This window comes from Rhodococcus sp. 27YEA6, from assembly GCF_044908235.1.
Classification (GTDB): Bacteria; Actinomycetota; Actinomycetes; order Mycobacteriales; family Mycobacteriaceae; genus Rhodococcus_F; species Rhodococcus_F qingshengii.
Map to the genome: position 1 here is coordinate 148,999 of NZ_JBIYCY010000009.1, position 13,023 is coordinate 162,021.

Annotated in this window: 10 protein-coding genes; 1 reads left to right on the forward strand and 9 read right to left on the reverse strand. The window is 62.1% G+C overall.

The window, feature by feature from the left end; translation table 11 throughout:
* Positions 1-2 precede the first annotated feature (2 nt).
* The 8 genes from ABH939_RS22420 to ABH939_RS22455 form a co-directional block, all read right to left on the reverse strand.
* Complete coding sequence (locus ABH939_RS22420) at positions 3-2,705, reverse strand: LuxR C-terminal-related transcriptional regulator (RefSeq protein ID WP_404650158.1); 2,703 nt, start codon at positions 2,703-2,705, stop codon at positions 3-5.
* Positions 2,702-4,087 carry an MFS transporter gene (locus ABH939_RS22425; RefSeq protein ID WP_404650159.1) on the reverse strand — a complete coding sequence of 462 codons (1,386 nt, stop codon included), beginning with the start codon at positions 4,085-4,087 and terminating at the stop codon, positions 2,702-2,704. Before ABH939_RS22425 ends, ABH939_RS22420 begins: the two co-directional genes overlap by 4 nt.
* 44 nt (positions 4,088-4,131) lie before the next feature.
* The gene (locus ABH939_RS22430) at positions 4,132-4,914 is read right to left on the reverse strand and encodes a 1,6-dihydroxycyclohexa-2,4-diene-1-carboxylate dehydrogenase (RefSeq protein ID WP_404650160.1); all 783 of its coding nucleotides are present in this window, start codon (positions 4,912-4,914) and stop codon (positions 4,132-4,134) included.
* Complete coding sequence (benC, locus tag ABH939_RS22435; protein WP_083056443.1) at positions 4,911-6,464, reverse strand: benzoate 1,2-dioxygenase electron transfer component BenC; 1,554 nt, start codon at positions 6,462-6,464, stop codon at positions 4,911-4,913. Before benC ends, ABH939_RS22430 begins: the two co-directional genes overlap by 4 nt.
* A 31-nt stretch (positions 6,465-6,495) precedes the next feature.
* Positions 6,496-7,005 (reverse strand): benzoate 1,2-dioxygenase small subunit, encoded by a 510-nt coding sequence (benB, locus tag ABH939_RS22440; protein WP_065351507.1) that lies wholly within the window; start codon positions 7,003-7,005, stop codon positions 6,496-6,498.
* Between the two features lie 11 nt (positions 7,006-7,016).
* Positions 7,017-8,414 carry a benzoate 1,2-dioxygenase large subunit gene (gene benA / locus ABH939_RS22445; RefSeq protein WP_003940124.1) on the reverse strand — a complete coding sequence of 466 codons (1,398 nt, stop codon included), beginning with the start codon at positions 8,412-8,414 and terminating at the stop codon, positions 7,017-7,019.
* A gap of 260 nt (positions 8,415-8,674) precedes the next feature.
* Positions 8,675-10,303: a 4-hydroxyphenylacetate 3-hydroxylase family protein gene (locus tag ABH939_RS22450; RefSeq protein WP_003939685.1), complete on the reverse strand. Its 1,629-nt coding sequence runs from the start codon at positions 10,301-10,303 to the stop codon at positions 8,675-8,677.
* Positions 10,304-10,314: 11 nt separating this feature from the next.
* The gene (locus ABH939_RS22455; protein WP_404650161.1) at positions 10,315-10,884 is read right to left on the reverse strand and encodes a flavin reductase family protein; all 570 of its coding nucleotides are present in this window, start codon (positions 10,882-10,884) and stop codon (positions 10,315-10,317) included.
* Between the two features lie 273 nt (positions 10,885-11,157).
* Between ABH939_RS22455 and ABH939_RS22460 the strand changes: the two genes are divergently transcribed.
* The gene (locus ABH939_RS22460; RefSeq protein WP_166502718.1) at positions 11,158-12,096 is read left to right on the forward strand and encodes an AraC family transcriptional regulator; all 939 of its coding nucleotides are present in this window, start codon (positions 11,158-11,160) and stop codon (positions 12,094-12,096) included.
* Here ABH939_RS22460 and ABH939_RS22465 read toward each other — a convergent pair.
* Positions 12,093-12,863 (reverse strand): IclR family transcriptional regulator, encoded by a 771-nt coding sequence (locus ABH939_RS22465; protein ID WP_003939932.1) that lies wholly within the window; start codon positions 12,861-12,863, stop codon positions 12,093-12,095. The genes ABH939_RS22460 and ABH939_RS22465 overlap by 4 nt on opposite strands.
* Between the last annotated feature and the right edge of the window lie 160 nt (positions 12,864-13,023).

A 13,023-nucleotide genomic window follows, 5' to 3' on the forward strand; every position in this document is an offset into this window, starting at 1 on the left:
TCTCAGTTCTCCTGATGCGGATCCGAAAGCCCTCGGTCGCGGAACAAAGCCGCGAGTTCGCTCCGTGATCGCAGTCCGAGTTTCGCGTACGCGCGCGTGAGGTGATATTGAATGGTCTTGACGGAGAGGAACAATTCGCCGGCAGCTTCCTTGTTGGACTTGCCCGCTGCGACAAGGTCTGCGACGGCTCGTTCTTGCGGGGTCAGGTCGGTGATTCCCTTCTCCGTCCGCGAGAGGTTCAACCCGCCCGCGCGGAGTTCGCGCTCGCAGCGCTCGACGTAAGTAGCGGCGCCCAACGAGTGATACAGCTCGCGGGCGGCGCGGAGGACGACGTCGGCCTCCGCGCGTTTCCCGGCCCGGCGGAGAGTTTGGCCGTAGGCAAAATTGATTCGGGCTCGGTCGTAGGGGAGCGGCAGCGTCTCGATGCCGAGTAGTGCAGCATCGAAACTTTCTCTTGCCGAGTCGAGTTCGCCCCGTGCGCCGTGGATCCGGCCGCGAACGTAGCCGAGACGTGCCGCAGCTGAGCGGTGCTCCCGACGTCGTGCGGTCTGCTCGTGTGGTTGCAGAAAGGCGTCGGCATCATCAGCTCGCCCGACCATGACCAATGCATTGGCGTAGAGATCGACCCACGGCCAGAAGCCCGGCTCGTCGAGCCATTGTTGCGCCTTGCTCGAGGTGAGCGGAGCCAGCGCCACCAGAACTTCGGCGTAGTCGGCGGCGGCCTCGGCAACCTGGGCCCTGGCGAGAAGTGCAGGAACATACATGATTTCGTAGGCATGAATGCCGGCGTACGCACGTCGCACATGGTCACGGGCCAGTTCCCAGTTGCCGCGCAGAGCGTGAATCTGTGCTCCCGACCAGTGGACCAACGGCCGGATGATCTCGATCTCGAACCGATCCACCTCGGCACCGGCGCCCTCGACGGTCGAGAGCGCTTCGTCCCAGGCGCCGAGAGCGAATTGAGTGCGGGCGAGCCAGGCCTGTGCCCACAGTGAGATTCTTGCCGAACCACTGGAAAACTCTGTGGACACCGCACTTTCGAGGTCGCGTCTGGCGGACTCCGGGTGGTCCAACGCAAGCTCGAGCCATCCGCGTCCCATCTGGAAGCGCTGTGCTTGGGCTCCGGGGCGGACACGATCGGAGAGTTCGGCGTATGCCGCGAGCGCATTCTCGGTTCTTCCGGTAGCACCGAGCCCGAGACCCTTGATCGCTTCGGACTCCACTGCTGCGGGATCGGAAGGGCCCACCAATTCGACTGCACGGTCAACCCACTCGACGAGCGCCGTGCCATCGAGCCGAGCCAGAGAATGCAGGACCATTCGTTGGGCGATCATCGCAGCGATGCCTGGCTCACGATCCACGCTGCAGCTGTCCCACGCTCTGGTCAGAAGATCGGCGGCCTCGGTCGGTCGCCCTCTATGGATGGCGAGGTAGCCGAGGACGGCGTCGCGGAGAGGCCCGCGCGAAATACTCTCGATCTCCGGCACGAAGACCATGGCGCGGGGGATGTCACCCGATCCGGTCAGCGCGTCGACTCCGCGGAGCAGTCGGTCCTCGTGTTCGGTTCGGGCCGTGGTGAGACGGCTTGCCGTGACCATGGCGTCGGCGACTTCCGACCACGCGCCGTCGGATGCTCGTAGTGATGCGTACGCAACGAGTTCGGCGGCGAGGTCCTCGTCATGGGTGGTGCTGGCAGCGGCAAGGTGGAAAAGCCGTTCACCTTCTCCCCAAGCGATCTCGGCTGCGCGTGTGTGCAGCAGATGCAAGTGCGCGGGTCCCAACGCCCCGCGCACTGCGGCCGTGACCATCGTGCTGTTCAGTGACACCTCGGTGCTGCCGTGCTGCTCGTGGACAGAAAGGAGGCCGCTGGCGAAGGCGCTGTCCAAGGCGCCGACCACGTCGTCGATTTCGGCTAGCTGAGCAAGATGCGACAACGTAGTGCTGCGCCCGACAACTGCTGCAGCTTCGATCAACGTTCGTGCTCCCGCCGAACACGTAGCGAGGGCGGCGGCGATCGACACTGCACGATGGCGAGGGACGGGCAAAGTTCGGTGCCACTGGGTCCAATAGGTAGGTGGCAGCTCGTCGAGAAGCGAGACGATGTCGAGTGTGTTGCCCGCGGTGAAGTCCTGAAGGGCAAGCGCGACGCCGGAACTGAGATCGATTCCGCTTCGCATCCGGGCGATGTCGATGATGACGGGTGCGTCGATCGGGCTGATGTGCAAACGCGTCGACCAGTGCAGGTCGAGAATCTGCCTGACATCCTCGCGCAGGAACGGCGTTTCCTCGGCGACGAGGACGAAGAGCAGTGGTGCCGTTCGGCCTCGATGGAGGGCAGAGGTGATTGCCTGAAGCGAGCTGACATCGCTGTGATGGGCATCGTCGACGACGATCAGGGTCAGTTGCTCCGCTGCGTCGACGATCTCGTGTGCAACGGCGACCGGGTCCGAGTTGGAAACCGGACGTTCGAGTAGTTGTTCGATCACTCCGAAGGCAGTGTTCGATTCCCACTCCAGCCCACGAGCGCGGCGGAGCGTATGAGCGGAAGAGATTTCGGCGAACCGGTCGACGAGAGTGGACTTACCGCTACCGGCATCGCCCTCGACCAGCACGAGAGTCGGCACTCCTGTCTCTGCCGCGGCCAAGGCTCGGCCGAGAACGGCGAGCTCGCGTTCTCGGCCGAGCAACAGGTCGCGAAGTGTCACCCGACTACCGTAACGCCGGGCTCACCACGGGTTTCCTTTTCGGCACGGTCTCCATCGGATCGAAGTGCAGTGGCACCCAGGTCGGGTGCTCGCTTCGGCACGAAGAAGGTGACGATGGCGCCCAGCACCGCGATGCCGGCGAAGACGTAGAACGCCGATTCGGAACTGATTCCGGCGCTGATCAAACTTCCGCCGATCAGTGGCCCGAATATCCCGCCCAGACGTCCGAATCCGGCGCACCACGCGACACCTGCGGCCCGAGCGGCCGTCGAATAGTAGTTGGACACGAATCCGTAGATCAGAACCTGAGTACCGATGGTTCCGACACCCGCGATGGCAACGGAGGCGAGGAGTACGGGAAGCGGGAACCCGAATGTGAACAGGAGCAGGGCGAGTGCGGCCAGGCCGAAGGTGGTTGCGACAACCCGCTGCGGACCGGTGACGTCCGCGATCTTGGAGGCGAGAAGTCCACCGATGATGGCACCGCCGTTGAGTACCAACAGGAACGAGAGCGAACCCTTCGCGTTGTATCCCGCGTTTTCCATGATCTTGGGCAGCCAGGTGTTCAGTCCGTAGGTCAGGAGGAGGCCGGCGAAGCTCATGAGGCCGAGAAGCGCGGTGCCCCAAACATATTGTCTGCTCGCCAACGCTCGGAAGCCGACCTTCTCGGCTACGGCGTCGTTGGGTCGATCTGTACCGGCAGGCAATGGAATTCCGGTTTTCGAGGAAATGGCGCGAGCTTCCTCGACACGTCCGCGAGCAATCAGCCACGCGGGAGACTCGGGCAGTTTGAACCAGGCGAGTGGGAACAGGAACACCAATGGCAGGGCGCCGATGAGGAACAGTCCGCGCCATCCGATGGAATCACGGAGAACGATCGCCAGGACGGAAGCCATGACGCCACCGGCCGGGACACCGCTGTAGACGATGGCGTTGAACAGATTGCGGCGTCCCGGCGGCGCGAACTCGGCAATCATGGCTCCGGCGGTGGCGACAAGCCCACCGACTCCGATGCCGGTGAAGAACCGCAGCAGACCGAAGGTGGTGATGCTGGTGGCGAACGCTGCCAGTGCCATTCCGACCGAGAACCAGATGATGTTGACCAGCATCATCTTTCGGCGACCGAAGTGATCGCCGATAGCTCCACACGTCAGTGCGCCGACCATCACTCCGACGAGTGCATACGAACCCAACGCGCCGGCCTGAGATGCGGTCAAGGTGCCGATATGGCTGGGGTCGTCCATGAGTACGGGCAGGATCGTGCCGTACACGACCAGGTCGTATCCGTCGAACAGAATGGCAATGGCGGCGATGGTGACCACCCACAACACTGACGAGCGATGGCGGGCACTGGCCCAGGAACCACGTTCGATCGAGGACATGGCGAATCTCCGTTCGAGAGATCAGGAATCGGGGGAGGCTGGATTCAGCCGAGGTCGCCACCGGCGACGGGCAGAACCGTTCCGGTGACATACGAAGCCTCTTCGGAGGCAAGGAAAGTGATAGCAGCAGCCTGTTCGTCCAGGGTGCCGTAACGCTTGAGTAGCGACGAGTCGACGGTCTGGTCGACGATCTGCTGGTACCAGGCCTTCTCCTCGTCGGTCTCGGCACCCGGCCCGCGTGCCACGACGCGTGGTGGCGCCTCGGTTCCGCCGGGAGCGGTTGCCACGACGCGTATTCCGTACTGCGCGACTTCCATCGCCAGTGCAGCGGTGATCGCGCTGACCCCGCCCTTGGCCGCCGCGTAAGGAACACGGTTGACACTGCGGGTGGCGACCGAGGAGACGTTGACGATGGTGCCGCTCGCCTGCTCGATCAGATGGGGCAGTGCGGCGCGACACGTCCAGAGCGTGGGGAACAGTGATCGTGTGACCTCGGCTTGTATCTGCTGCGGCGTGTAGTGCTCGTAGGGTTTGGCCCAGATGGTCCCACCGACGTTGTTGATCAGGACGTCGATGCGTCCGAAGCGCTCCAATGCGGAATCTATTGCATTCTGGGCACCTTCGAACGTCTCGAGGTCCGCGGTCACCGAATGGGAACGCTCCAGCGGTGTCGCGATGTCGTGAACCAGTTCAGCTCGATCCACAAGCGCGACGGAACCACCTTCTGCGGAAACTCTTTCGGCAACGCTGCGCCCGATCCCCTGAGCCGCTCCGGTGACGACCACGACCCGGTCGTCGAACCGGCCGGCGAAGAATCTCGTGCTCACGACGCCACACTTTCCCGAGCGTCAGTGATGGCGCGGTGCATCGTCGACTTGGCGTGTTCGCTGTGCTGGACGATCAGATCACGGGCCGCGGCGCGATCATTCTGCTCGAATGCACTCACGATACGTGAGTGATCCTCCGCGACATGTTCGTCCACCCAATCGGCGGTGCGGAGCACTCGGTTCATCAGTTGTGTGACCTCGAGACGGTGGTATGCCTGCAGCAGCACTTCGTTTCCGGTGCAGCGGAAGAGGAAGTCGTGGAACAGGGCATTGGTTTCGGTGAATGCCGCTGCGTCCGTGAAGTGATCGCGGTCGATGGAAGCAGCCGAGTTCTCCGCCAGAATGCGGTACTCCGTCAACTGTGCCGGAGTGAGGCGGCCGATCGTGAGTTCCATTGCTCCGAGTTCGAGGGCCATCCGAGCGTCGAACTGTGCGTCCGACTCCGTGACCGGCAGATGTTCTTCACCGATCTCGTACGTGCCGGCAGCTGATTCTTCGGCCGAGGCTGCCGGTGAATCAGCCGGTGCTGCCGCATTGTTGAACTTTTCGAAGTAGAAGTTCGTGGGTGTGATCGATACGTCCTTGAAGTGCAGACGTACGGCTTCGACCATCGGCGGCGGGCCGCACAGGTAGACGTCTACGTTGCCGTCGTCGAGGTGATCGGGCTCGATCAAGCCCGTGACATAGCCCTTGTTCGGTGCTGTGCTGTCGGGATCGGATACGCAGTAGTCGAAGGTGAACTGGGGTAGAGACTTCGCGTAGTCGTGCAGTTTGTCGAGTTCGACGAGATCGGTGTCGGAGCTGACGCCGTAGACCAGATGGACGGGCCGAGTGGAGCTTTCGGTACGCATCTTCTCCAGTATGGAGAGCAGCGGGGCCAAGCCGGTTCCACCGGCAAGCAGTAGGGCTCTCCGTTGACCTGACCGGAGGAAGAAGCTACCCATCGGTCCGGTCAATTCGAGAGTGTCGCCTACCTGCGCACGCTGACTGAGATACTCGGACATCAGACCACCCGGGGTGATCTTGACCAGGAACGACGCCGACTCGACCTCAGGGCCGGAGCTGAACGAGTACGACCGCGTCGCTTCGGTTCCGGGAACGAGGATGTTCACGTACTGACCGGGGAGGAAGACCAGATCTGCGCGGTTGTCGACTGCGACGGTGAAACCCACCGTGGAATCCGAATGGCGAATGATCTCGGTGATGGTGGACGTGTACGAACCGGCAGTGGTCTTGGCGACCGCCGACGTGGTGGGAATCTGCAGCACGAGATCAGATTCCGGCACCATCTGGCACGGAAGGCAGTATCCCTGCTCGGCCTCGTCGTCCGTCAGGGCCTCCTCGATGTAGTCGCCGGCGTCGAAAGTACCTGACTCACAGAGTGATTTGCAGGTGCCGCAAGCTCCGTCGCGGCAGTCGAGCGGAATGTTGATTCGTGCGCGGTACGACGCGTCCGCGACGGTCTCGTCGGTGTTGCATTCGACGAAGCGGGTTATGCCGTCTTCGAAACTCAGGGCTACTTGAAAGGTCGGCGCAGCTTGAATGCTCATGGGAAACAGCTCGATTCGAAGGGAAGTCGTGTCAGAAGTGGTAGATGTCGACCACGTGATGGATGTAGTCGTTCTTGAGGACTACCTTCTTCTTCATGATCAACGGCTGCTCGCCCGCGAAGTCGATCGTGTAGTGCGAGGTGCCGAAGTAGGTATCGACTGTGTTGTAGCGGAAGTACAGCGTGAACCAATTGAAGCGGACGTCGACGACGAAGCCGCGTTCTTCGATCACTTCCACGTTGGTGATGTTGTGACCGGTGCGGGGCTCGGGAAGGCTTGTCGCGCTGGAACGGTCAGTCCTGATTCGGAACACGCGGTCCTCGATACCGCCGCGATTCGGGTAGTAGATCAGGGAGATCTCTGCGGCCGGGTCCGTGGTCAGCTCGCCGTCGTCCGCCCATGCGGGCATCCAGTACTCGGAATCGGGGTGGTAGCACTCGATCCACTTCTCGAACTCGCGATCGTCCAGATAGCGAGCCTCACGGTAGAGAAACTGCTGCACTGTTTCGAGGGCGACGGCATTGGTGGTGGTGACAGTCATGATGATGGTCCTCAGATGGTCCGGTTGGAAGCGGCTTGCTCGGCATCTACGGCCGCAAGCATGGCGTCGCGCCAGTACCCGTGCTGAATGGGATACAAGCCTTCGTCCTCGGTCTTGGCTCCGCTCGAGAGCACACGATTCATGCCGAGATCCTTCGCGACGTCGTTCGGACCGGGAATCTGGTGTGTGACGCCACGGCTGAGGTCGTTCCACGGGGCGCCGGCTGCCTGGTAGGTCTTCTGGCAGGAACGGAACTCTTCGAGATCGTCCGGGGTGGCCATACCGCTGGCATTGAAGAAGTCCTCGTACTGACGGATGCGGTTGCTGCGCGCTTCGGCGCTCTCTCCCTTGGGCGCGATGCAGTAGATGGTGACTTCGGTCTGGTCCACGGAGATCGGACGGAAGTGCCGGATCTGGCTGCTGAACTGATCCATGAGGTAGACGTTCGGATACAGGCAGAGGTTTCTCGACGCACCGACCATGAATTCGGCCTTCTTGGAACCGAACTGAGCCTCCAGTTCTGCTTTGCGTTCGAACAGGGGTCGGTCCTCGGGATTGCCCCACCACATCCAGAGCAGGAGGTGGCCGTAGTCGTAGGAGAAGTATCCACCGCCCTGCTTCCCCCAGGTGCCGGCGTCCATGGCTTTGGTCTCGTTGGACGATTCACCGGCGGTGCGGCGAGCGGTGGTAGCGGCGTAGTTCCAGTGCGTCGAAGACACGTGGTAGCCGTCGGCACCGTTCTCGGTCTGCAACTTCCAGTTGCCGTCGTAGGTGTAGGTGGATGCACCGCGCAGAACTTCGAGTCCGTCAGGTGACTGATCGACGATCATGTCGATGACCTTCGTGGTGTCACCGAGGTGCTCTTCGAGTGGCAGCACGTCGGGGTTGAGGCTGCCGAAGAGGAAGCCGCGATAGTTCTCGAACCGCGCCACCCTGGTCAGGTCGTGTGAGCCGTCTTTGTTGAACTGCTCCGGATAGCCACCGGTGCGAGCGTCCTTGGCCTTGAGGAGTTTTCCGCTGTTGTTGAAGGTCCAGCCGTGGAACGGGCAGGTGAAGGTGGTTCGGTTGTCGGTCTTACGGCGACAGAGCATCGCACCGCGGTGGCTGCATGCGTTGATCAGCGCACCCAATTCGCCGTCCTTGTTGCGGGTGATCACAATGGGCTGACGGCCCATGTAGGTGGTGAAGTAGTCGCCGACGTTCGGGATCTGGCTCTCGTGCGCGAGGTAGATCCAATTGCCTTCGAAGATGTGCGTCATCTCGAGTTCGAACAGTTGCTCGTCCGTGAAGACGCTGCGCCGCACCTGGTAGCGGCCGGTCTCCGGGTCCTCGACGAGCGCGTCGTCGAGGACGGCGCGGATGTTCGCGAACTGGTCGGTGCCGCGGGCAGCATCCAACATATCCGTCATGGGTGTCCTCCAGATAAGAGTGGGCGCCTACCGAGAAAGCCGAGGGCTGTCGGACCAAATCGGTGGGACCCGCTTTCCGGACGGGGCTGCGTCCGGTACTGAATTCACCTTGACATCGTGTGTCTCGGGTCACACTAGGCAATTGCCTAGTCCTGACCAAGGGTGCAGTGTTCGTCGAATTCTGCTGATGGGCCATGCCTGCTGAAGACGACGAGCAGGGCGGACTCGACATCGCGAGTCCGCCCTACCTGCCGAGGGGATTACCGGTTCTTGAAGAACGAGACGTCGTCGTTGCCGATGAGGTCAGGGACCGTCCAGCCGTCGAGGTCGTATTCACTCAAGCACTGCTCGGCCAGTCCCTTCATGGAACTTGCGTGTCCACGATTCTGGGCTGCGAACAGCAGTTCGGCTTTGACGTTCTCGTGATTGCCGGAGTAGTTGCGCTCGTAGAGTTCGTGTCGGCCGCCGAACTCGGTCCCGATCGAATCCCACAGCGCCTTCATGACTTTCACGCGGTCGACGGCGGTGATGCCGTCGGAACCGCGAACGTACTTGTCGAGGTACGGACGCACGTCCGGGCTCTTGAAGTCGAGTGAACTCGAAGGCAGGTAGATCAAGCCCGACGCGACGTCCTGTTCGATGATCTCCTTGATCCGCGGGTACCCCTGGATCATGAACATTCGATAGGTGAGGCCGTACTCGAGCTTCGGGATCACCGAATCGCCGACCCACTGTTCGGGATCGCGTGCCATCGATTCGGTCAACGACCAGAAGAGGTTTCGCCACCCGATCACCTCACCGACACGGGTCTGGACTCCGCGGAAGCCGCCGGCGCCGGTGGCTTCGAGTGCCTTCATCAACAGTCCGGCGATGAAGTCGAGCTTGACGGCCAGGCGAGTGCAGCCCTGAAAGGTGAAGCGCGGCAGGAAGCCTGATTGAGGGAAGAATGCGTTGATCCGGTCGACGTCGCCGTACATGAAGACGTTTTCCCACGGAACCAACACCTTGTCGAAGACGAAGATGGTGTCGTTCTCGTCCATGCGACTCGACAGCGGATAATCGAACGGACTGCCCATCACCGCAGCATGTTCGGTGTACGAGGTGCGGCAGATCAGCTTCACACCCGGCGCGTCCATCGGTACCGTGCAGATCAGGGCGAACTGCTTCTTCTTGATCGGCAGACCGTAGTGAGCGATGAAGTTGTAGTTCGTGATCGCCGATCCGGTGGCGACCACTTTGGCGCCGCTGACGATCAAACCTGCGTCGGTTTCCTTCTCCACCTTCATGAAGACGTCACCGACCTCGTCCGGTGGAAGTTGGCGATCCACCGGGGGATTGATGATCGCGTGGTTCCAGTACAGAACTTTCTCCTGCGATTCGCGGTACCAGCGTTCGGCGTTGTCCTGGAACGGTGCGTACAACTCCTTGTTGGCGTGGAGGGTGCCCAGGAAACTCGCCTTGTAGTCGGGGGAACGGCCCATCCAGCCGTAGGTCATACGAGCCCACGTCGCTATGGCATCGCGTTCCTTGAGCAGATCGGCCGACGACGTCGGAGTGCGGAAGAACGGCATGGTGACACCGCCGTTGCCCGTGTCCGTCGGAACGGTCAAGGCGTCCACGTGCTCGCCCGTATGCAGAGCGTCGTACAGCCTCGCGGTCATGCGGATCGGATTCCGGAACGCGGGGTGTGTCGTGACGTCCTTGACGCGATCACCGTGAAGCCAGATCTCGCGACCGTCCTGCAGGCTCGAGATGTACTCGTCACCGGTCATCGGTCGGGTGGCGAAGTTCTTCGTGCGGTTGGCTTCGCAATCGGCGGCCGGATTGACCTGTGGCGCTCCGGAATCTGCGGGATCGACGCCGGTGGGAGGAATTTCGGTGGTCGTCATGGCAAAGCCTTTCAGATCGTTTGGGGTGCGGGCTGAAGATGAATCGGGGTGAACGAAGTGGTGGCGTCGAACCAGCCGCTGTGGGGGTCGTCCTGACTTCCGTTCCAGACTGTGGTCGACGAGGTAGCGCCTAGATCGTGAAAAGTGCTTCGGTAGAACAGAAGCGGATCCTTGCCACTCGACTGAGCGTCGACGATCTCGCCGATGAAGATGATGTGGTCACCGCCGTCGTACTCCCTCCACGGGACGCACGAGATGGTTGCTGCGGCGCCGTCGAGCAGGGGAGCGGTCGGTCCGTCGATCCACCTCGGTTCGGTGCGCTGCGGTCGGCCGGCAAAATGCATGGCCGCGTCCACTTGGTCGGAGGCAAGGATGTTGACCGCAAACGGCGCGTTGCCGAGGTAGCCGCACGCCTTGGACTTGCGAGTCATCGTGATCTGGCACAGCCGTGGTTCCAGGGAAATGGCCGTGAATGCGGTGACCGTGGCTCCGTGTGGTTGACCGTCGGCATTGGTACAGGTGATGACGGTGACGCCGCTCGCGAATTGACCGAAGAGTCCTCGAAGCTGATTTTGTTCCATGACCGGACCTCCTTGTCGGATGGCGGTTGAGTGAGAGTGCCGCGAAGTGCGGGAGGGAAGTAGTGGGCGACTCGCGCCGGGAGTGAAGACGAACGTACGGCGGGCGCAGGCTTCGGTCGATCCGTACAGCGCGGTGGCTATCCGGATTGCGCACCCGATCGCGGCCCGTACCCGTTTTCTCTTGGAAGTGACCGGGGACACAGTGTTCAATGATGTTCAGCGCCCTTGCTCGGCAATGTGGCTGGTCACGGGTTTGGAAGGTGAAGAAGGACGATGGTCGACTCCATGATCGGTACAGCTCCCCGCGACTGGGACGAGGCGTGTCATGCGGTTTCGGACGCCTACTTTCCGCACACGCTGACGCCGTTGTCTCCGCATGCGGCCAGTGGAGTCGGGGTGTGCACCACCGAGTTGGGACCGCTGAGGATCGCTCATATTCGGTGGGGAGCAGACGTCGCCGTCGAATCCGATCATCCCGGTGCCTATGGGGTGAACATCCCGCTCTCGGGCGAGCTCGAGTCGGTGTTCGCGGGCTCGCACGTGCTCTCGACGCAGGGTGTTGCGACGGTATGTCCACCCGACATCACGACAAGAATTACGCGGTGGAGTGCGGACTGCGAGATCGTCGGAGTCCGGATGGACCGTCAGTACCTCGACCGTGAGATGGAAAAGGTTCTCGGTCGACCCGGAATGCACTTGCCTGATCAGGTGGATCTTCGGGGCGACGACGGAGCCAGATGGCTGAAATTTGTTCGCTCACTGTCGGATCAGATACTCGGCCCGGTCGGCGTGCTGCACAACGAACTGGTGGCAGGTCAGCTCTCCGGCGCCGTGGTCACGGCATTCGTCCTTGCCGCAATGCCCGAAAGCGAGGACGCGGTGCGACACGCCAGGCCACGCATCGTCAAGCGGGTGCTCGACGAGATGCACGACGACCCGGCCCGCGTGTGGACCGCAGCCGAGATGGCGGAGGTGGCGGGCGTCAGCGTACGGAGATTGCAGGAGGGATTTCGGCAGTACGTGGGCCGGAGTCCGTCGGAATGCCTGCTCGACATCCGTCTCGAGCGGGTCCATGCAGATCTGGTGGATGCCGACGACTCGACGACGGTCACCGATGTCGCTGTGAGATGGGGTTTCACGCACACCGGACGGTTCGCGTCGTCCTTTCGGCGTAAGTACGGATTGCTGCCTTCCGAGGTGTTGAGGCGCTAGCTTCGGTACCCCATGTCCGCGCTGAGTTGATTCGCCTTTTCGACGAGGAAAGGCGCGACGTCGGCGCGGAAAGCTTCCGGGGATGTTCGTCCGGCCGAGGTCGAACACGCTGTCACTCCGACGACGCTTCCACCGGCGTCGCGGACGGGAGCAGCGAGGGAAATCAGGCCGTCTTCCAGTTCCTCCGATGTGAGCGCGTATCCCTGCTCGCGCACCACCCGGAGGGCGGTATGGAATGCGCCTTCGTCGGTGATCGTGGTGGGTGTGAGGGCGTCGAACGTGGAGTTCGCGATGACGTTGTCGACGATTTCGGTTGGCGCCCAAGCTAGCAGGGCTCGACCCATGGAGGTGGCATATGCAGGCACTCGGGTGCCGACGCTGACGTTGATGCTCATGATCCGCCGGACGGGTACACGCGCGGCGTAGACCACGTCGACACCGTCGAGCACCCCGAGCGACGCCGACTCGTGGGTGTGTTCTGCGATCTCCAACAGACGAGGGAGCGCCGCCTCCGTCAAGGCATGTGATGCCGAGAAGTGCTGCCCGATGCTCAGAACGCGTGGGGTGAGCGACCACCGACTGTTGTTGCCGGTGACGTATCCGAGCTTCTGCAGCGTGAGGAGGATGCGCCGGACCGCGGGGCGGGAGAGACCCGTTTCGGCGGCAAGATCGGCGAGCGACGGGTTGGGGTTCTTCTCGTCGAAGGCCGTCAGCACAGCAAATCCACGCTCGATGCTCTGGATGTAATCGCGATCGTTCTCGCTCACGGAATGGCCTTTCATCTGCGGGTATGCCCGATCGGCGCCTTCGAAGGTTGACAAACCTTGTGACTGGGCGCACAGTACAAGCGTACGCACAGCGTAACAGATGTACGCAGAGCGTACAACCCAAACTTGGGGAGCCGACGCAGCCCAGCAGTACGGCACC